Source organism: Bacterioplanoides sp. SCSIO 12839 (genome assembly GCF_024397975.1).
In the GTDB taxonomy this organism is placed as follows: domain Bacteria; phylum Pseudomonadota; class Gammaproteobacteria; order Pseudomonadales; family Oceanobacteraceae; genus Bacterioplanoides.
Window position 1 is genome coordinate 2,370,538 of record NZ_CP073745.1, and the last position, 19,897, is coordinate 2,390,434.

The following is a 19,897-nucleotide window of genomic DNA, read 5'->3' on the forward strand; positions in this document are numbered from 1 at the left end:
CACAGTCACTGCTAAAGCTATTACCAGTAACACACGGGGCATTTATGACAACACTCTGGCCATCGAATTTAACCGCTGACGCATTAAGCTCTAGCCAGCAACCAGTTATCCAACAGCTGAGTCAGGTCGCTGACCAGGTTTGGAAAACCATGCCACAGGCCTGGCAGCAACAAATTCAGAGCTGTTGGCTACCACTAGCAAGTCATTTAGCCGCATTAGCAACCCGCTATCAGGAGCAACATCAAAAGCCAGCCATTTTAGGTATTCATGGTGGTCAGGGGTCCGGAAAATCCACCTTATGCAACGCCCTGGCAGAAGTTTATAAAGTCGCATTCAACTGGAAAGTTGCGGTTATTTCCATTGACGATTTATACCTCACCAAAGCTCAACGCCAGCAGTTAGCACTGGATGTGCATCCTTTATTAACCACACGTGGCGTACCCGGTACCCATGACGTGCAAGCCGGGCTAACCCTGTTTGAGCAACTTCGCTCGCTCAACAATCAAAAGCTGTTGAGCTTCCCATCATTCGACAAAATTGCCGATGATCGCTCATCGACCGATCAATGGCATTCAATCACAGGCCCGGTGGATCTGATTTTATTCGAGGGCTGGTGTGTTGGCTGCAAAGCCGGAACAGTCGCCGAACTCCAACAAGCAATAAACACACTGGAACAAACCGAAGACCCGGATGGCCAATGGCGCCACTGGGTGAATCAACAGCTCCGGGAGGCATATCAGGACTGGTTTGCACAAATCGATTATCTGCTGATGTTAAAAGTGCCGGGGATGGGAGCTGTGCAACAGTGGCGTACGCAACAAGAAGCGGATAATGAAAAAGCCAGCAAATCTCAAGGTGGCATGAACCCGGCACAAATTCAGCGCTTTATTCAGCACTATCAGCGCCTGACCGAACGTGCACTAAACGATATGCCGGGTTATGCCGATTTAGTCTTAGAGCTGAATGAGCAACATCAGGTGGCGGCTATTCGCTATGCTAAAGATACGTCACTTCAGGCGGAGCAATAGCCATGACTGATCGCCAACGCTGGATTATTTTAACAGACCTGGATGGCACCCTACTGGATCATCATGATTACAGTACCGATGCCGCCAAACCGGCACTGACCTATCTGGCACAACAAAACATCCCCTGTATTTTTAATACCAGCAAAACCTTTGCCGAAGTGGTGCAGTTACGCCGTGATCTGAACATCACCGCACCTTTTGCTTGCGAAAACGGCAGCGCGCTGTTTATTCCTAAAAAAGACCATGACCCATTAAGCAGCCAGCAGGATGATTACAACACCGAAATTCTCGGAGCTCCCTATGCTGAGCTGATTAAAGTATTGCATCAGGCCCGCCAGCAAGGTTTTAAATTCCGCAGTTTTAACGACATGCCTGCCTCAGAAGTGACCGCCGTGACCGGACTGAATGAGCAGGATTCCTGGCTGGCAAAACAGCGTAATGCCAGTGAACCCTTATTGTGGTTAGACGAAGATGAAACAGGCCTGGCAACCTTCCGGAATTTTATTGAAAGTCAGCAATTAACGCTGATTAAAGGCGGGCGTTTTTATCATGTGATGGGGCAAGCCAATAAGGCCAGCGCCATCGAATTTTTCCGTAATTTGTATGCCGACCATTATCAGATTCCGGCTGATAAGATCGGTGTCATTGCCCTCGGCGATGGTGAAAATGATCGGGCAATGCTGGAACAGTGTGATCAACCCATTGTGATTCCGCCAGCGAACGGAGAACCTCTGAAATTAAACAATCCGAAAACAATAACGGCGAAGTTTCAGGGGCCAAAAGGCTGGAAAAACAGTTTATTAACGTTTTTCGATTCAATTAAACCTAATTAAAAAACTATAAAACATCTGCGCGAAGGAGCTGGCTGTGGCTGATTTTTATCAAAATGGCATTATTACAAACCTGCATAATCTGACAGATCGCTCGATTGAAGATCTGGAAAAAGAACTGATCAGTTTTTCCCGGGTAAGACCAATGTCGTTGGTGCTGCCCTCTCTGTATTCTGAGTTGGAAGGCCCGGCACTCGACAACATTATTAAAGAAATTTGCGAAGTGCCCTATCTGAATGAAATTGTTATTGGCCTTGATCGGGCTGATGAACAACAATTCCATCATGCTCAGGAGTTTTTTGGTCGCCTGCCGCAACATCACCGTATTTTGTGGAATGATGGACCACGCCTGAAACAACTGGATGCTTTGCTGGAAAAAGAAGGCCTGGCTCCGAAAGAGCTGGGTAAAGGTCGCAACGTTTGGTATTGCTACGGTTATGTCTTAGCCTCAGGCCGTGCTGAATCTGTTGCCTTGCACGACTGTGATATCGTCACCTACGATCGCAGTTTATTAGCCCGCCTGATTTACCCGGTTGCCAACCCGGCTTTTAACTATGAATTTGCCAAAGGCTATTACGCCCGTATTGCCGAACAAAAAATGAACGGTCGCGTCAGCCGCTTATTGGTAACTCCCCTGCTGCGTGCACTGAAAAAGGTATACGGTTCGTTAGACTTCCTAGAGTACCTCGACAGCTTCCGCTATCCACTGTCCGGTGAGTTTTCCATGCGTGCCGACGTGTTAAACGACATCCGCATCCCAAGCGACTGGGGGCTGGAGATTGGTGTACTGTCTGAAATGAAGCGTAACTACTCCACCAACCGGATTTGCCAGGTAGACATTGCCGATGTTTACGATCACAAACATCAGCCATTATCAGAAGCCGATGCGAATGCCGGTCTGTCTAAGATGAGCATTGATATCTGCAAAGCTATTTTCCGCAAGCTGGCGACCCAGGGCGAGGTATTTACCAGTGAAACCTTCCGCTCATTAAAAGCCACCTATTTCCGCATCGCCTTAGACTTTATCGAAACCTACGATAACGACGCCCGCATGAACGGCTTAACGCTGGATCGCCATGCTGAAGAAAAAGCGGTGGAAATGTTTGCTCAGAATATCATGCACGCGGGTGAGCACTTCTTAGCCAATCCAATGGAAACGCCGTTTATTCCAAGCTGGAACCGGGTGATTTCTGCGATGCCGGATGTGCTGGATCGTTTATATGAAGCGGTAGAAGAGGATAATAGTTAACAAAATTAAAGCCGTGCACTAATGTGCGCGGCTTTAGCTATCCCGTTCGTAGAGTTCACTTGACACGCTTTCCGTTAATGAAAACTGCTGCCTTTTTTCCATCCGATCTTTTGGTATTGATTGTCACAACTCCCTTTTCTTTTGATGATCGTATTTCAATAAAATCGTCACTACGAGTTATATCAAGCGCTGCAGAAGAAAGCTGAGCATCAACTTTCTCTCCCAGAATATGAAGTATTCCCTTCCCTGGGATTTCAGATGACTCAGTCATCCAGGTGCTTCAAAACCGCGGATGGGCTGTCGATATTTTTGGTTTTTTGATCAACTTCATGCTCAACAAAAGAACCTTCAGATTCCAGGTTTCGATCCAAGGTAATTGAAGTTTTCTTTGGAAAGGCCCTATTTAATATAACTTCGAACCAATAACCGGCAGAATAGCGCCAATACCAACTCAAATGAATACTTAAAAATGCCAAAGAAATACCAATAACTTTAGCATTGTCACGATCAATAAGCCGGGCCAAACCACGTGTAAATAAGCTTTGTGCAGGGTCAATCTGAAAGGCGAAGGACATCTGACTACTCCACAAAAACCATATAGAAATAGCATAACAAAGTGTCAAACCAATCAGGCCGCTTACGAAATGTGCTGATAAACGAATTTCTTTCATTGCGAGGAACTCAAAGGCGAGCCACATCCCTGTGGCTCTAGGGTTTATAAGGTAATAACGACACCGCCGTGTTCATTAGGAAATACAAAGTCTGCCAAAGGCATAAGAGGATGAGAGCTTTCTCCCTGAAGAACACCGCCCTTCATTTCGATCTGAACGGAGTCCAGCAATCTGCGCTCATCGCCCAACTCAAAATAGAGAGTATAAACACCATCTTCTGCAGCTTGCCTTCCTTCACGCTCGGCACGGTCTGCAAATGGAATCTGTAAATGTAAGGGCTTATTCCACCAGTCAGCTTTATTAATAACTTCACGGCTCTGTTTCATATTAGAGCTGGCAAAATAATCCATTTCATAGTCTGGCCATGCACTGCCATCTTTCTCCAATCGACAGAAGATTTCAAATTCATCAGATTCAGCTAATAAATCCAGGTGTCTAGCCAGAGGGTAATAAACATCCAATTCAAAAGAATCCATGCATTGTTTAATTTTGAGCTGGGTATCTTCCGGAGATTTCATTGCAAGATACCGGTCAAATTTTGAATTAATATCACTAACCGTCATTTCAACAATTTCGAATGGATAAGTCATCAGCGTATGACCATAGATATCAACCGTTAAACTGTAGCTGCCTGGCTTAAGCTCACCAAAATAACCGGTATTCATTAACTCAAACCAGTTCTCCTGGCTAGCAATCGCTTCCCGGCCGTCATTGCGACTCCAGCAAACTCTGCGAGATACAACATCACTGCCACTCATGATGCTAATTCTCAGCGCATCCCAATCATACTGAATTTGTCTGCCTTCTTTCGTTTGAGTTGGTAAGAACCAGGCACGCAAAAAGCGCAGTGAAAGCTCACCGGTTTTTGCGTCAAGATCTAAATCAGGTGTCGAAAACAGTGTTTTTTGCTCATCTCGTGTTGATGCCAGGTCAACCTCAAAATATTTCTTTTTCTCCTGTTCAAAATCAGCCTGACCAGCAGCATGACGCGCCTGGCTTTCATCCATCGATAAATAGTACATTCTCATTCGATGCAGAATGTCATCTTCTCGTCGCCAGGTAGGAACACCCCGGCCAACATTTTGTTCTGGGTAGTGTTTTTCAGCATATTCGTAACTTGGGTATATAAAAGAAACCTCAAGGAACAAGCCATCACCTTGCGGAATCAAAACCCCATAGCCACGCTCTGAGCGAAATTCATGATAGTTCAGTCTTTTTTCTTTATCTTTCAACAACTTAATAAGGTTGTAGTGTACATTGGATGTCTCATCGAATGAGAAGGCTACCGCTGGATCCATTGGATCAGGAGCCTCAACGACAGGGGCAGGCTTTTCATCTTCAAGCGCCTTTTCGAGCATTCGTTTACCCAATGAGAGAGCGGACTTCCAACCTCCCTTTTTCACTTCATCAACAGCATTTTTGATTGTATCCTGAAGGTCCTCACTTTGTGCATCTTCCTGGCCCGTTACTTCGACGTGACGCTGACCAGTGGCAGAGAATGTTTCAGGTTCAACATCCAAACTTATCTTAAATTCAGAATCCGCTGAATTTACCGGAATGGCAAAATAGTCGCCACTTACTAAAACGCTCATAAAAAGACTCAATCACTAGAAGGCAAAAGGTGAAGAAAAATTTTAAAGAGCAAGTTGAGTTATGAACATGGTGCAAATTAGGGTTTAAAAACCCTAATTTGCACCATAGCCAATAACATTAAGAGGCTTAATATTCCGATCTTTAATTTTACGATTGGATCACAACATGAAATTTCATTTACTGACTATCGCCGTTCTATCCGCAACACTCGTTGCCTGTGGAGGTGGCGGAGGTTCTTCGAAGAAGCCCCAGGCACCAACAGATCCTGGAACTCCGAATCCTGGAACTCCGAATCCTGGAACTCCGAACCCTGGAACTCCAGGCGAACCAACTGTTTCATTTCCATTTTCGCTGGAAGTGAGAGGGATCTCTGGCATCAATTATCAGATTGGTGAACGTTCCGGTATTGTCGAAGCTGGTACACCAATTGGTTACAACGAAGGTGAAAAGATCATCTTCTCGTTAGGAAAGATGCCACTGTCTAACGTTAAGGCTCAGGAAGAAATCACGCTGAAAAATTTTTTCCCTTCACTTCCTGAAACGCCTCGCGAGTTTCGAGCGGAGTTGCGTGAAGCATTCAACTTCAGACAACCATTGCAAACATCTCCAAAACTGGAACAATCATATAACTTCACTAAGATAGCTGAATTGCATCAGCTGTCTAATATCATGCAGTTATTAATTGCCATGGATCATGATGGTGATCCTGAGAATGGCTTGGATCTGAAAACGGGGAACTGGGCAAGCAAGCTGGCTGACTTTGATCAAAAATCGCTGCCATTCGAGCTGGATTTGTATTCCTTTTCCAGCCACTCCAAGGTTAAAGCATTCTCACAGCAAAACAGTCTCCCAATTGCTATGGATGTCGCGACTCCGCTGACAACACTTTACCGCCTGACTGACACCTCAATTCCGGTGAAACCCGTAACAGGTTACACCACACCAACCTTAAGATCCCCTAAAACGGTTACCTATGCATTTACCGAAGATATGCAGTTATCAAAGGAGACAACAACGATACGAAACAGCAGCAGTCAGGGGCCTGATGGACCCATTGCAGTAACCACCGGAACCTATATTTCAAGCTATGAATATGATAATTCTGGCAACAATATAAAATCAGAGCGTACAGAAGATAATACGACAGACGGGGCTCTTGAAAGAGCATTCATGTATCAATACACATACAATAATTATGGTGCCTTATTAACAAGAGAGTATAAATTTTCTCAGAATACGAAACTTTTAGAGCATTCATTAGCAACGTATAAGCCACTGGATGGTAAAGCCATTATTGAAAGCTACCAATCTCGTAGCCAGTTGGATAGTGCGGCCAATTATCTTCAGGTAACACTTTCTTATACCGATGACGCTCGATTAAACAAAGACTCGCGCGAACGATTCGACGCGGGCGATAACTTTATAAACACTGCTAAATTAGATAAATACACCTACAAAGACGGAAACATAGAATCAGAAAAACTTAACCTCTATGGAGCCACTGAGCTGATTGGCCAATATGATTTTAGCTACGAATATAACGAAGAAAAGATAACACGCACTGAAATACAACGTAATGCCGAACTTAATCAACTTAATGATACCAAGGTGACAACAGAAAATTTTGATGACCAAGGCCGTATTACAACCAAAACTCTTGAGCAGATAAGCCCGCTAACCGACTCAGTTGTCAACCGTGGTTCCATGGTATATGAATATAATAGTGCAGGAAGTGTCAGCAGCTGTACTGCAAGCTACGATACTCAAGTTGACGGCACTCCTGACGTAAGAGTCCGTATTAAATACGATTATGATCGTAATGGTTTTACTCAACAACTGCTCGAAATTGACTCATCTGGAAATGGCGAATTTGTTAGTCAGAACAGCGAACGTATTGCTATTAAATATGGCAATGATGGTGAAGTAACTGAAGAAACCGGAGCTAATGAAGCGGTTTACAGCTACTCTGATGCTGAAACCAACAATGGTGTTGCTTATATGATTCATGAGTTTATGTTGATCGACAAAGCTATCCTGGAAGATCAAAACTGTCGCCTAACATTGCAACGAAAACTCGAAATCTAACATTTGAAAAAACAGGGCTGGTATAGAACAACAGTGCCAGTCCTGCCTTTCTTTTTACATCCTTCGCTTTCTTACCCGAAAACCCTAAATTGCACTATAGTCAATTAAAAGGCCGTGCATATCATAGTGAGTTCCTGTTTATATTGTGGTGGAACAACCTATGAAATCTCGTATTCTATCAATTGCAATTTTATCGGCTTCACTTGCTGCCTGTGGTGGCGGAGGCGGCGGTGGCTCCACTCCCCCACCAACTAATCCGGATACACCAACTAATCCGGATACACCAACTAATCCGGATACACCGACTAATCCGGATACACCAACTAATCCGGATACGCCAACTAATCCGGATACACCGACTAATCCAGATACACCCGATCCAGCAAAACCCATGCTTCAGGTCAAAGGCATTAGCGGCATTAATTACAGTATTGGTGATCGCAGTGGCGTAGTGGAAGCGGGCAAAGCCATCGAATATGTCAGTGGTGAAGACGTTACTTTTTCATTGGGTAAACTGACCATCGCAACCGTTGCTGCCAAAGACGAGATCACCATGGCAGATATGTTCCCTGCTCTACCAGAGACGGCTAAGGATTTCCGTGCAGCTTTACGCCAGTATTATCAGTTTAGAGCAAGTCTTCAGACCTCGCCGCGTACAGAAAAAATGTTTAAGTATGGTGCAGAACCAACCCTTCATCGTCTGTCAAATATTATGCAGTTACTGGTCGCGATGGATAACGATGCTGATGCCAGCAATGGCCTGGATTTAGAAACAGGTGGCTGGGCCAAAAAATTAGCTGACACGGACCTTAATGCATTACCGCTGAACAGCCATTTGGAGTCATTTTCCAGTAATGTTCGTGTACGGGCATTTTCACAAAAATATGAATTGCCCTTGAATATGGATATTGCAACCCCGCTGAGCACTTTATATCAGATGATCGGCAAATCATTGAGTGTGAAGCCTGTAACCGGATATAACACACCAAATATCAGCCCGGGGAGAACCGTTAGCTATACATTCAATGCGGCCAGCCAACTCGCAGAAGACAAACGCGAAACATCAAGCGGTATTTTTACGGATAAGTTTGTATTCGACGCACACGGCAATATTATCCAAGAGATATCGGAATCCGATACAAATCGCGATGGCAATCGTGACCAACACAGAATCAAAACCTATTCTTACAATAATTATGGAATACGCTTGCTATCAAGCGATGAACGTTTTAATGATTCGAGCCGGCCTGCAACTTATCATTATACCAATGCTGGTACCGCAAATAAGGCCTTACCACAAATGTATCGTTCTAATAATGAACTGCAGGCCGATCAATATTTTATCCGCAGCTCTCAATATAATGATGCCAACTTGCTAACAGAGAATAAAAGCCAGGGTTATGACTCGGATGGTAATTTGGTCGGTACGGTTGCTTTGAGCACCTACACCTACTCAGACGGCTTTGTAGCGGTTGCAACACAATATAGCTATAGCGCCGCTAGGTATAATGGTAAGGAGCAGTTGGCTTATACCTACGGTAACCAACAAGTCTCTGCCGGTTATACTTATTTTAACTCAAGTGATGATCAGACAGGCTCGACCTATGTATTGACAGATAAGTTTGATGACAACAATCGGATTATTGGAAAAAATATCGTTTTCATGCGTGAAGGAACTAACTTCCTAAAAAGAAGCGCTCTTTATACATACGACGAACAAGGCCGCTTAACCAGCTGCACACAAACGGAGGACATTGGTGCGGATGGTGTCTTTGAATCGCAGTCTCGCATGAGTAAGAGCTACGATGAAAATGGCTTGACTGAAGCTTTCTTCGAAACAGATGGAGATGGCGATGGTAATTTCACCCCGAGTGAGCGCCTCGTCATTACTTATGGTGATGATGGAGCATTGACCTCAGAAAGTGATAACAATGGTGCTCATTACACTTATGCTGACGAAGCTATCGAGGACGGTGTTGCTTACATGGTTCATGAGCTGATGTTGATCGACGATGATCTAAATAACAATTCATGCAGTCTATCAACATCTGATCGCATTAATCGTTAATATCTTTTCTTCTGTTTACCATGAAAAGCCGTTTAACTGTCTGTTAAACGGCTTTATTGATGCTTCACTTTGCTATTATCTTCAAAAGCGATTTAACTATTGATTTTTCGATACTCCGTTGGTGTACAAGCAAACACCTTCTTAAAATGGCCGTAAAAGGTCGTCTTACTTGAGAACCCAGCTTCCACATACACATCAACAATTGCCATCCCTGGTTGCTCCAGCAATTTTGCCGCAGCATACCGCACCCGAAAATCATTGATGAACTCGTAGAAGGTTTTACCACCGCCCTTATTAATCAACTCTGATAACTTATGAGTTGTGGTGCCCAGTTGCTCAGCCAGCGAACTTAATGATAAATCGTCTTGCAGAAACAGTTGCTGCTCTTCGACTTGAGCAAACACCGCCTGAACCACTGAATCCGGCAACTCGTTCGTTTCCTGAGCATGGGATGTATCTTCGGGCAATACCGCAACAATTTCACGGTTTTGCAGAATCACCTCATCTTCAATAGGTACCCCGGTATAGTTCCTCCAGGCTGTCTCAATCGCCATGCAAAGAAAGAAGGCCACTAGAATCATAAAACCAATATCACCTAATGACAGGGCATTGCCGGATGGATTCATAAAAGCGCTGGTCACCTGTGTGACCGTTGTTATGAGAATCACCAGAATTGCGTTCATCATTTTGCGCCAGGAGCGTGGCAGGGTTTTACTTTGATACGAAGCCCAGTCTCTGCGCAAGGTTGCCATCAACCAAAAAGAGGCAATCACATAAGCAATGGTCTGAACCCCAGCCATCATACTGACGAGGTTAAACAAACTGATATAGGCTGGCTGCTGGTAATCCGCTTGCGTTGCAAAACTGAACATCGGCTGATCGGTTAATAATCCAGGGGCTGATACCACAATCGCCAGTGGCAACAAACAAATGGCAAAATCTTTGAGGCCAACATAGCTGCGTGTTGATATATGAGAAATATAACCCAGCAGTAATGGCCCGGGTAAAAAGACAATCGGTAACAAACAAAAATATAACTTTGGAGAGATATAGAAATCTTGGGCGTCCAACTGAATCAACCCAAGGTAACCAATCACAAACGCCATGTAGCCACTTAACCAAAGGCGAGAGCGACAACGAATGGATAACACGACCCAAAATAATACAAAGGACACGGCCATTAAGGTCCAGTAAACCCATTCCACCTAATTTCTCCCCACCGAACTAATTAATTATATTTTTGAAACAAAGATCTAAGAACAAACCCATTTAACTCAAATCAAGCAACCAAGCGTCCATTCCGAGCTCAAAAGAACTCCAAAAACCGTACTTCTGGATCGAAACGGACTGATGGAATGACTGATTTGCGTAGCATTGCAGATTCTGTTCGAGAATAAAAATACAGGCGCGGTGTTTATTTATGCGATCTCACCAAGGTATCAGCCAGCAATTTCAGCAGCTCACTCAAGCGTTAAATTTAACCTCAGGGTGCTATCCCGACTGGCCACAATTCATTAAGAACTTAGCAGAAATCACGCAAGTTAATAGTGTAATTTTATCAGGCCCTGAAGAATTTGGTGTCGAAAATCAGCAAATCGAAGACCTTTCTGCAAACACAGTTGTTGTGAAATATGGCCGTTTTGAAGTGATATTCGATAATCAACAATCCAGCAAAGAGGAAGTTTTATTTAGGGTAACGCCTTATCGCGCCTTTATTGAAACCTTGCTGAAGCTCGCCAAGCAACACTGTCAGAGGTTGCTTGAAGCACAATTTTCCAGCGCTTGCCTGTCAACATTACGCCGCCAAACGGTGACATTAAATCGCCATGGAAAATTAATAGCGAATCAAGAGCTGAGTGATTTAACTGGCGCAAACTCCCCACTGGATGTCAGCAACCACAGCCTTTACCTGAAAGATGACCCTACCTGGTTGCGCGACATTCTCCAATCCTTTTGCAAGGGTGGAACGGACGTCAAACAAAGGGTCAGTGACTATCGAGGCAAGCTCTGGTTGATCACCGTCACTCGTCACCCAGTGGGTTCGAAAACGGCCAATATTTCAATACAGCTAACCCAGTTGAACCCGGCCGACAAGGCGCAATGGCTGACACAACTGTGGCCAATCAGCGCTGCTGAAGCCCAGGTTGCCATGTCCTTTGCCAATGGCAACAGTGCTGAAGTGGTTGCCAGCCAGACCGGATACAGCATCAATACGGTGTATTCCTATCTGAAAAAAATGTATGCCGAACTCGGTATTAATAAGCAGTCTCAGCTGACAGCTGCTATTGCTCCGCATCGTTTATGAGGTTGTTATGAATATTAATGTTGATGTGAATCGGGTCAGCGATTATATCGATCGCATTTACCAGGCAATCCTTACTCCGGATGACATACCTGAAATCATGAGCGATCTTCGCTCAGAGGTTGATGCGCCTTATTCGTCACTGCAGGTAGAGGGCATCTATAACCATTCCTTGGATCAGGCTCACCTGATTGATTACGATTCAACGGCCATTAATCAGTATTCCGATTATTTTATCACCCGCGATCCATGGACTCAGAAGCTGATCGACCGCGGTGCCATTGATCACCCATTTCAATCAGCAGTAAGAATGGTCAGCGATAAAGACTATCGCGCCAGTGAATTTTATCAGGACTGGGGACGACAGCATGGCGTGCGTTATGCGATTGGCAGTGGTTTCAAAGTCGATAATCAGCATATTCTGAAATTGGCTTTCCAACGCCATTGTGATCATCAGGCATTTGCTGATCACGACGAGCAGTTCCTGAATTTATTACACCCTCATTTTGGTCAATGGCTACGATTAAGTAATCTGTTTAAAGATCAGCCAAGTCATCACGAACAGAAAGACATGCTCGACGGAATGAATCGCCCGGTATGGCTATTAAGTTCTGACCTGACGATTAAATACAGCAATAAAATGGCAGAGCAATGGCTGAAACAAGCACACTTCGTCACCCTGAAAGATCAAAAACTAACCACACGTGATTACGACCAATATTGCCAGCTGCAACAAAAAGTGAATGCGCTCTTAACGCCTGAAAAACAACGATTGTCGGGAAATCAGCATGCCATCAGCCTGACGGATGGCAACCAATCAGAAATATTCTGGCTGGTACCTGTTTCAGTTAATCATCAGCGTTTGGTGATGTTGGTTGGCCGCAAACAAAACGCCGACGCCAGACACGTTCATAAGCAATTTGGTATCAGTTTGCGACAAGCTGAAATATCCACTCGTTTATCCGCTGGCAGTCATGTCGCAGAGATTGCCAGTGATCTGAATATTTCGGTGAATACCGTGAGAAATCAGTTATCGAGTAGTTTTCGTAAATTAGGCATTAAAAACCAATCGGAGTTAGTTGAACTGATACATCATACCTGTGACCGATAAGTCGCTATCTTATCAATCACGCGATCTGCTACAGTCATAGGATGAATGAACATGACGATATTGATGTAATCCGCTCCCTGCTGGCCAGTCATTTAGCCGACGGCAAAAAGACCAGTTTGTATGAACTGGTAAAATGGCTGCAGCAGCCGGAGCAATCCATTTTTAACGATGAGGCGTTAAAAGATTCGCTGTTATTGTTTCGTTGTAATTTCCTGATTATGCACGCCTTGTATCGTTTGCGCCTGCAGTGGCGCAGCGAGCAACTCGGTGAGTTATTGATTTCCGCATTGCATATTCAACTGGCTCCTGGGTTAGCTGCGACTACTGAACAGTCAGATAATACTGAGCTGGAACAAGCGGACCCGCTGCAGGTGTATTACCTGGATCTGAATAATCTCTCCACCAGCCGCGAAGAAGTAGAACTACTGCTGGAGCAGTTCTGGAAACAAATGCGCCGCCCGGATTACAGCCAACATCAAGACGATGATCTGACAGCCCTTGAATTATCACCACCAGTAACGGCAAAACAAATTCGCCAGCAATACCGGCGTTTAGCGATGCAACACCACCCGGACCGAGGCGGCGACAGTCTTCGCTTCCGGCAGATTAATGCCGCTTATCAACGCTTAAAACAAGCGTCGTTTATTGCGTAAACGTATTTATTGTTCAGACAGAAAACCAGAGAGCTTTTTCTCCACCGCCCCGAAGGCACATCCATGTGCCTGCCGGGCGGTCGCAACATCCTGTTGCTGTTACGAAAAAACTCTCTGGTCTTCTGTTATCATTCAACGAAAACATACTTGAATAAGAACGCTATGCGCTTACTACATCTACTACCGCTCCTGGTATTTACTTTGTTTTCATCCACAGGCCAGGCACTGGTGATTCTGCAATATCATCATGTTGATAGCACCACGCCTGCCGTCACCAGTATTTCGCCGGAGCAGTTTGAACAACACATGCAGTTGTTGGAGAAGCAAAATAAAACCGTCGTCGATTTAAAAACCGCGCTGAAAACACTCAACGACGGTAAAGCCCTTCCTATCGACAGCGTGGCAATTACTTTTGACGATGCCTGGGAGTCGATTTATCTGAATGCGTACCCGGCATTAAAACAGCGTAACTGGCCGTTCACTGTATTTACCAATACTCAGGCGGTGGATGAAAAACATCATAAAGTGATGAGCTGGGAGCAGCTGGCCGAATTACAGCAAAACGGCGCTACCATCGCCAACCACACCGTGAGTCATCCTTACCTGCTGGAAAAGCCGGAATCATTAAGTTGGACGCAATGGCTGGATCAGGAAATTACTCAGGCCGAAAAACGTATTGAAGAAAAGCTGGGCGTCAGCCATCAATTATTAGCGTATCCCTATGGTGAATTTAATCTGGAGATTACCCGATGGGTGAAAGAACAGGGTTACATCGCTTTTGGTCAGCAGTCTGGTCCCATTGGACCAGACTCACATCAGCAAGCACTGCCCCGCTTCCCCGCAGCAGGTATTTACGCTAACCCGGAAACATTAAAAACCAAACTGAATACCCTGCCACTGGCCATTACCGCAGAGCAGTTGGTTAACCCAGTCCTGGGCGAAGAAAACCCGCCGAAGTTAAGCCTGCACGTCACCTCTAACGATGTTTATCGCTCTCAGGTGCAATGTTACGCCAGTGGTGAAGGTTCAATTCCTACCGAGGTGATTGCCGAAAAAGATATGCTGGATAATCAGCACCTGACGATCAACGCTCAGGCCAAAGAAGCCATTACTGCAGGCCGCAGCCGTTATAATTGCACCATACCCAGCCGTCAGCATCGTGGCTGGTTTTATTGGTATTCTCAGGTGTGGATCAACACCAGCGTCAGCAATCGTTAAGGCTGTAAGAGACGTTAATATTGTAAGAGGCGTTTAAAGATGAGCGATTCACAATACGTTGGATGACAATTGCTGCAACTGGCGCTCACGACTGCGCCAGTCTGGCAACGCCTCAGTCATCAGCCCTTTAAAACCGGGGCCATGATCAAAATGCTTCAGGTGACACAGTTCGTGCACCACAACCAGCTCAACCAGCTCTTCTGGTAATTGCATTAGCGCCAGGTTGAGGTTGATGTAACCACGCTGGGATAAACTGCCCCAGCGAGTCCGCATTTTTTTCACCCGCAGAACCGGCTTTAGCTCAGCAAAACGAGCAAAAAATGGCCACCATTGATCAATTAATTGCTGATAATACGCCCGTGCTTTGGGGCGTAACCATTTGTCCATCTGATCGCGCAAATCGGTATGATCCCAGTGATCGGGAATCCAGATGGTGCTATCCGTTACCAGGAACTCATCCAACGCACTGGTTTGCACCGTCAGTTCGTTTCCCAAAACCGAATAACGCTCCAGTTTCTGTTGCTGACGCTGTAAGACCTGGTCCCGCTGCTGTTTCAGCCAGGCTTCATTCGATTTCACAAACGCCAACACATCGCGCTTGGGGCATCCTAAGGGGATACGTAAATCCAACTCACCCTTCTCAGTCACCTGTAAACGCATGCTCTTACGGCGACTGGCAGAAATCCGCAGAGATACCGATTCTCCACCCATTTCCAGCGACAGGGTTTGCTGATAACCCGCCGGTTGACGATTTGTTCGTTGATACGTTGTTCGTGCGCCCATAAGCCTGATACGATTGCGTGCAAATTCAGGAGTATTGTATGTCTGACCTAAACAGTATCCCAGCCCTGAGTGAAGAAGAGCTGGAAACCCTGGGCGTTTTGCTGGAAACCGAAGCCGAACGCCAGGAAAGTTTTGATTTTTTTGCCGTGCACGGTCTGATCACCGGGCTATTATCCGGCCCGATTGAGTTTAACGTGCGTCAGGTGTGGGAATCAGCCTTTGATGAGCAACTGGGCTTCAGCAAAGATGAAAAAGATACGGTAAACACGTTATTTATCAAACTGAGCAAAGAGATTCAGGCCTGGCTGGATTCTGGTCAGGACTTCCCGGTTCCTGCCGATTTGAGCCTGGTGGACGACGAAGAAGATGAGCCGCCGCTGGAAAGCTGGGCCATTGGTTATATGACGGCGGTGTTATTGCAGGAAGAAGCCTGGTACGCCGAGCAGGAAGAAAAAGTGGCGGAAGGCCTGTTCCCGATTATGTATGCTTCCGGTTTATTCGCCGAAGAACCAGAGATGGCTGATATCGATGAAGACATCGAATTGTCCGATCAGATGTGTGGCAATATTCCGGCAGCGGTGATTGCCGTATACCTGCAGTTGCACGGTCAATAAAGCCTGTAACTGCATCGTCAGTAAGCCTGCAACGGTATAACCACCATTAAGATCAAAGCCAGAGCCTGTTTACAGACTCTGGCTTTTTTTGCACGGTTATTCTGCAGTTGCTATTGCTGCACCATCGCGCAACCACACTTCGACACGGCGATTTTTCATCCGGCCTTCACTGCGATTAATCGATGCAACCGGTAAATATTCACCATAGCCCACCGATTCTTTCGGATAAATGCCATTTCGGACTAACTCACGACGAACTGCCATGGCCCGTAATTTAGATAATAACCGGGCACGCTCTTCGGTTTTCTTTTTATCACCAAAACCAATCAAAACAATTTCATTTGTATTATTAGTTTTCAGGTATTGCACCAAACGCTCAACATCTTTAAGTGCCTTATTATCAAGCTTGGCGCTGCCTTCCTTAAAACGGAAGTTAATCGTCAGGCGCTCAGCATTGGCGGTTATATCGCGAAAATCCTGTGGTAATTCAGCGTAAGTTTCTGGCATGACAGCCATTAACTCCTGAGAGATAAAGCCAGTGTCTGCGACAATTTTCTGACCAGAATTTTCCAGTACAAAGTTCAGAAATTCATTCACATAAGCATTGGCAGAAACACCCGCGGTATACATATATAAGCGACGTGCCAGCGCATAATCTTCGGTGGCAACCGTCAGCTTATTGGGTAACAAGGCTTTTGCGGTGCCATCTGACACGGCAACCAGTTTTGACTGTCTAACCGATGCTAAACCCACAAAACCAATACCCTGAGCGTCAGCAGAAACACGGTCTGACAGTTCATCATTCGATTCAAAACGTTCGGCTGTTTCAATTAAGCTGCTTTGTTTACCCAGCACCATGCCTTTAAACGAATCCCAGGTACCTGATTTATCATCACGGGCATAAACATTAATCTGGCCAGGGTTACCACCTAATTCAGACCAGTTCTGATAGTCACCGGCAAAGATTCCGGCAATCTGATCAACGCTTAATGTGTGAATCGGATTCTGCGGGTGAACAATAATGGCCAAGCCATCAATACCAACAATGTGCTCACTCTCCGGTGCACGCATGTCGGCCTTATGTTTTAACAAGTTCGCTTCTTTGTCTTTCGCCGGGCGTGAAGCCGCTGCAATATCGGCTTGTTGGGAGTCCAGCCCTTTAAAACCGGTGCCGGAACCGTGTGCTTCAATCACTACTTCAACAATGGTGCGGCTATTACGCACCACACCACGAATGATTTTTTCATTCTCAACACCGGTTTCCAGGGTTTCTATTTGTTCAGCCCCCTTTTGAACCAGATATTCTTTAACCAGATTCGGAGCTAATGCTGCACCAATCGTGTTGGAGCCATGAATAGTAAACAGAGTGGTTGTGCCATCATAAGGCAAGTCAGAAAAACGCTCTAACGCGTTAGAGAAAGAACTGACAAGGGTTAAGCAGACAAGCAGAAGGGAAGACAACAATTTCATCGATTAAGACAGCCCGGTTCAAATTTCCGGGCAGTCTATGACTCAAATGTTACACTTTTGTTACAGCTACTTTTTAATGGTTTTTAATGAATGATAACTCGGCATTCTGGTAACGTTCAGAGCGGATAATTTTCTGCATATTTTTCAGTGTGTGATAAGGCGTATCCACCACCACACTGTTTGCCAGCCAGCTCGGTAAACCACCACCAGGTTCAGCGTGCACTTCATAAATGACGTTCAACTCACCGTTTTTCAATGGCGAAAACAACCAGAAACCACGCATCTGGGTCACACGAACATACTCGTCATTGGCCGGAAAAACATCATTACGTGCAGTAACATCGACTCTGACAGCCAATGTATCAGGGTCCTGGCTAGCTACAGAGTGCACAATGGTATCGCGATCAGAAACCGGCCACGGAGCCTCTGTAATCATATACGACAGAGCTTCTCCGGCATTTTGATATTCAATGATTTCGACAATACCGCAATTGTGCATCCATTCAGGAGCCTGAGACGTATCCTCCAGCAACGCAATCGGTGCTGACAGTGTCGACGTCAGCACCATTTCTCCGCGAAATGCTTTTAACTCTGAACCAGCTACTTCCCGTGTGAATACTTTGATTCCAAGATCTTTATCATGCTTCTCCAGCTGCCAGGAAGCTTCAACCTCATTAACCACATCCCCACTATCAGCGGCATTGGCAACATGAACAGAACCAACCAGTACCATCAGCAGGGATAACACATTCCATATGCTCAATATCATAAATTTCATATCCACTCTCTTAAACGCAGTCAACTCTGCCTGTTAACCTGACTTAGGCAATCACCCAATACATTGGCCAAACTAATCAAACTTACTGCCTCCACGGCAATTCGGCGAATCCGGGACTTCTGCAGCCTGCCACTCTTCAATGGAATACAAATGCAAAGCCAGAGCATGAACCGGTCCTGCAAGCTCCTCACTAAGAATGCCATATACCAGCTGATGTCGTGCGACCGGACGTTTACCCGCAAACGCGTCACTCACCACCGTGAGCTTAAAGTGGGAATCTGTTGCCGGACCGGAGTGCATATGGCTTTCATTAACAATATCCAGTTGTACCGGATCTAATGCTGATAATTTTTCGGTGATTTGTTGCGCAATATCGACGGCCATTTACAGCTCCGCAGTCATAGGTAGAAAAAACAACACTATAAGGCATCCGGCGGATAGAAAACATGCGAGCCTGAGCAAAAGGCTGTTCACAAAAACTCTGTAAGCATATACAGTATACGGCTGATTTTTGCAGCAACCCCAGGAATGTCATCACTATGCAGGATATCGATACCACCAGCACACAATCTCTGATCGATCGTTATTATCAGGAAGAGAAAGCCAAACGTGAAATGGAACAAACACTGGCCACGGTAACGACCCGCCTGGATGCCAGCGATCTGGCGATGCTGAGCATTATTGCCAAGCGTTTCCACAAGAGCCGCGAAGAAGTGGCTCAGGAAATTTTATCCAGTGCTCTGGTTGATTTATTTGCTCGTGTTGATGCCTCAGAGCGTAAACTGATGGCACGCGACGCTGACGAAGCGGCGAAGTCGATCGCCAATGAAATTGCTGAAGAAAATGGCGTTCACAGCATTGAGTTTAAAGGCGGTGCCTGGGGTAATCACGACCGTACCGTGACCAAACTGGAACGTAAAAAAGCCAAATTGGATGACGAAGCAGAAGCCGCCATCGAAGCGGAAGTACAAAAGCGTGTAGCAGCAGCGCTGGAAGCACAACAAAGCGCTTCGGAGCCTGTTGAGTCGTCTGACTCACAACAGCAAGCAAGTGAACAGCCAGCAGCTGAAGAAACTGCCTCTGAAGAGACGACAGCAGAAGAAATGTCATCAGCTGATATTCAAACGGAAGACAGTGCTGAAGAATCAGAGCCAGCTTCTATGTTTGCCAGCTGATAGTTGCTAGCTAAGGCTAGCCGCTCAACCATATAGGCAGAACGAACATCATCGTTCTGCCTTTTTAATCACGTCATTTACGCCAGATACGCAATTCCCTGAACTCTCCAGGCCCGGCCTGCATCCACAGCACCTCTGCCTGATCGGAGAACACAAATTTATTACCAACAAGAAAGCCCGAACGACGCCGTCCGGATACGGTGGCAGAGGCCTGACGCCCCTGTTGCTTGACGCTGTCTGCGCTGTTTTCGGGTAAGAGATTCATATTC

The 19,897-nt window shown here is 45.6% G+C and carries 20 protein-coding genes; 11 read left to right on the top strand and 9 right to left on the bottom strand.

Translation table 11 applies throughout. The features are described from left to right. Positions 1–44 precede the first annotated feature (44 nt). The 3 genes from KFF03_RS10880 to KFF03_RS10890 are packed head-to-tail and all read left to right on the top strand — an operon-like array spanning position 45 to position 3,107. Positions 45–1,028: a hypothetical protein gene (locus tag KFF03_RS10880; RefSeq protein ID WP_255856928.1), complete on the top strand. Its 984-nt coding sequence runs from the start codon at positions 45–47 to the stop codon at positions 1,026–1,028. A 2-nt stretch (positions 1,029–1,030) separates the two neighbouring features. Then, positions 1,031–1,861, top strand: coding sequence for a mannosyl-3-phosphoglycerate phosphatase (locus KFF03_RS10885; protein WP_255856929.1), 831 nt, complete (start codon positions 1,031–1,033; stop codon positions 1,859–1,861). Between the two features lie 34 nt (positions 1,862–1,895). Then, a complete protein-coding gene (locus KFF03_RS10890; RefSeq protein WP_255856930.1) occupies positions 1,896–3,107 on the top strand; it encodes a glycosyl transferase in 1,212 nt (403 codons plus the stop codon). 55 nt (positions 3,108–3,162) lie between these two features. On the opposite strand, the gene KFF03_RS10895 is transcribed toward KFF03_RS10890, so the two are convergent. From KFF03_RS10895 to KFF03_RS10905, 3 genes are read right to left on the bottom strand one after another with little or no spacing between them, the layout of a single operon-like run. Next, positions 3,163–3,378 carry a hypothetical protein gene (locus KFF03_RS10895; protein ID WP_255856931.1) on the bottom strand — a complete coding sequence of 72 codons (216 nt, stop codon included), beginning with the start codon at positions 3,376–3,378 and terminating at the stop codon, positions 3,163–3,165. After that, complete coding sequence (locus KFF03_RS10900) at positions 3,371–3,778, bottom strand: hypothetical protein (protein ID WP_255856933.1); 408 nt, start codon at positions 3,776–3,778, stop codon at positions 3,371–3,373. The genes KFF03_RS10895 and KFF03_RS10900 overlap by 8 nt, the downstream gene beginning before the upstream one ends. A gap of 44 nt (positions 3,779–3,822) precedes the next feature. Beyond that, a complete protein-coding gene (locus KFF03_RS10905; protein ID WP_255856935.1) occupies positions 3,823–5,370 on the bottom strand; it encodes a hypothetical protein in 1,548 nt (515 codons plus the stop codon). Between the two features lie 166 nt (positions 5,371–5,536). Between KFF03_RS10905 and KFF03_RS10910 the strand changes: the two genes are divergently transcribed. After that, positions 5,537–7,456: a hypothetical protein gene (locus tag KFF03_RS10910; protein WP_255856937.1), complete on the top strand. Its 1,920-nt coding sequence runs from the start codon at positions 5,537–5,539 to the stop codon at positions 7,454–7,456. A 160-nt stretch (positions 7,457–7,616) separates the two neighbouring features. Next, entirely contained in the window at positions 7,617–9,524 is a 1,908-nt protein-coding gene (locus KFF03_RS10915; protein ID WP_255856938.1) for a hypothetical protein, read from the top strand. Between the two features lie 92 nt (positions 9,525–9,616). Here KFF03_RS10915 and KFF03_RS10920 read toward each other — a convergent pair whose 3' ends face one another. Continuing rightward, entirely contained in the window at positions 9,617–10,729 is a 1,113-nt protein-coding gene (locus KFF03_RS10920) for a helix-turn-helix domain-containing protein (protein WP_255856939.1), read from the bottom strand. Positions 10,730–10,944: 215 nt separating this feature from the next. On the opposite strand from KFF03_RS10920, the gene KFF03_RS10925 reads away from it, so the two are divergent. The 4 genes from KFF03_RS10925 (at position 10,945) to KFF03_RS10940 (ending at position 14,808) form a co-directional block, all read left to right on the top strand. Beyond that, positions 10,945–11,829 carry a hypothetical protein gene (locus KFF03_RS10925; RefSeq protein ID WP_255856940.1) on the top strand — a complete coding sequence of 295 codons (885 nt, stop codon included), beginning with the start codon at positions 10,945–10,947 and terminating at the stop codon, positions 11,827–11,829. A 7-nt stretch (positions 11,830–11,836) separates the two neighbouring features. Then, positions 11,837–12,937, top strand: coding sequence for a helix-turn-helix transcriptional regulator (locus KFF03_RS10930; RefSeq protein WP_255856941.1), 1,101 nt, complete (start codon positions 11,837–11,839; stop codon positions 12,935–12,937). Between the two features lie 41 nt (positions 12,938–12,978). Then, on the top strand, positions 12,979–13,590 hold the full coding sequence (locus tag KFF03_RS10935) for a DNA-J related domain-containing protein (protein ID WP_255856944.1): 612 nt from the start codon (positions 12,979–12,981) through the stop codon (positions 13,588–13,590). A 201-nt stretch (positions 13,591–13,791) separates the two neighbouring features. Then, positions 13,792–14,808, top strand: a complete 1,017-nt coding sequence (locus KFF03_RS10940) for a polysaccharide deacetylase family protein (RefSeq protein WP_255856945.1) — start codon at positions 13,792–13,794, stop codon at positions 14,806–14,808. 48 nt (positions 14,809–14,856) lie between these two features. Here KFF03_RS10940 and KFF03_RS10945 read toward each other — a convergent pair whose 3' ends face one another. Beyond that, positions 14,857–15,591: a M48 family metallopeptidase gene (locus KFF03_RS10945; protein WP_255856946.1), complete on the bottom strand. Its 735-nt coding sequence runs from the start codon at positions 15,589–15,591 to the stop codon at positions 14,857–14,859. 38 nt (positions 15,592–15,629) lie between these two features. On the opposite strand from KFF03_RS10945, the gene KFF03_RS10950 reads away from it, so the two are divergent. Next, positions 15,630–16,205, top strand: a complete 576-nt coding sequence (locus KFF03_RS10950; protein ID WP_255856947.1) for a YecA family protein — start codon at positions 15,630–15,632, stop codon at positions 16,203–16,205. Between the two features lie 96 nt (positions 16,206–16,301). Here KFF03_RS10950 and KFF03_RS10955 read toward each other — a convergent pair whose 3' ends face one another. From KFF03_RS10955 to KFF03_RS10965, 3 genes are all read right to left on the bottom strand, one after another. Then, positions 16,302–17,675, bottom strand: coding sequence for a substrate-binding domain-containing protein (locus KFF03_RS10955; RefSeq protein WP_255856948.1), 1,374 nt, complete (start codon positions 17,673–17,675; stop codon positions 16,302–16,304). A gap of 73 nt (positions 17,676–17,748) precedes the next feature. After that, positions 17,749–18,453 (bottom strand): START domain-containing protein, encoded by a 705-nt coding sequence (locus KFF03_RS10960; RefSeq protein ID WP_255856949.1) that lies wholly within the window; start codon positions 18,451–18,453, stop codon positions 17,749–17,751. A 72-nt stretch (positions 18,454–18,525) separates the two neighbouring features. After that, positions 18,526–18,837 carry a BolA family transcriptional regulator gene (locus KFF03_RS10965; RefSeq protein WP_255856952.1) on the bottom strand — a complete coding sequence of 104 codons (312 nt, stop codon included), beginning with the start codon at positions 18,835–18,837 and terminating at the stop codon, positions 18,526–18,528. Positions 18,838–18,992: 155 nt separating this feature from the next. Between KFF03_RS10965 and KFF03_RS10970 the strand changes: the two genes are divergently transcribed. After that, positions 18,993–19,628: a hypothetical protein gene (locus KFF03_RS10970; protein WP_255856953.1), complete on the top strand. Its 636-nt coding sequence runs from the start codon at positions 18,993–18,995 to the stop codon at positions 19,626–19,628. Positions 19,629–19,701: 73 nt separating this feature from the next. Here KFF03_RS10970 and KFF03_RS10975 read toward each other — a convergent pair whose 3' ends face one another. Continuing rightward, positions 19,702–19,893 carry a hypothetical protein gene (locus KFF03_RS10975; protein WP_255856955.1) on the bottom strand — a complete coding sequence of 64 codons (192 nt, stop codon included), beginning with the start codon at positions 19,891–19,893 and terminating at the stop codon, positions 19,702–19,704. Positions 19,894–19,897 lie beyond the last annotated feature (4 nt).